Source organism: Actinoplanes subglobosus (assembly GCF_042650585.1).
Taxonomy (GTDB): Bacteria; Actinomycetota; Actinomycetes; order Mycobacteriales; family Micromonosporaceae; genus Actinoplanes; species Actinoplanes subglobosus.
The window spans coordinates 3,399-4,126 of the sequence record NZ_JBHSBL010000034.1; the positions used below are offsets into that span (position 1 = coordinate 3,399).

The window sequence follows — 728 nt, forward strand, 5'->3', positions numbered from 1 at the left end:
GCGGCGGCCCGCTGGCAGGCAGAGGCCGACGCGTTACGGACCGCCCTCGGCAAACCGCCGCTGACGACGGTGGTCGCCGACGCCGCCGCGACCGACCGCAAGCCGGCCACCGACCGCCTGGCCGCGCTGCTGCCGGACCCGCTGCGCAAACGCGCGCTGGACCGGGCGGCCGAGGCACGGGCGCTGGCCACGGCGGAGGCCGACGCGGATGCCGCGGCCACGGCGGGCCGGGCGTCCGCTCGTACCGCCGATCGTCCTCTGGTGGTGGCCGCCGACCGTGCCGGCCAGGACTTCCAGGGCGCGCTGGCGGCCTTGCGGCGCTATCTCGCGACCGCCGCCGCCGACCTCGCGATCGCCCGGTCGGCGCTGGCGTCGGTCGCCGCCCACCCCGACCTGACCGCCGCCCAGCAGGCCGCCCTCGACCCGGCCGGACGCGCCGCCGGGGTCGCGGCGGCCACTGCCGAGGAGGCGCTGGCCAAGGCGGTCGCCGACCTCGGCAAGGCGCAGCGCAAGGTCGATGACGCGATCGTCGCGGCACTGCTGGCCAAGCCGGACGCCGACCCGATGCAGGCGACGGCGGTGAAGAAGGCGGTCGCCGACCGGGACGCCGCTGCCGTGCAGGGGCCGCTGACCACGGCCCGCAACGGCTACGACGACGCGGCCCGCGACGCGCTGGACGCGTGGGAGGTGGAGGTCCCCGACTCGCTGTGGCGGGCCGCCACCGACCT

1 pseudogene is annotated in these 728 nt (G+C 78.6%); it reads left to right on the plus strand.

Features of this window, described 5'->3' with window-relative positions:
- A pseudogene (locus ACFO0C_RS45780) lies at positions 1 to 728 on the plus strand (hypothetical protein); the annotation flags it as partial.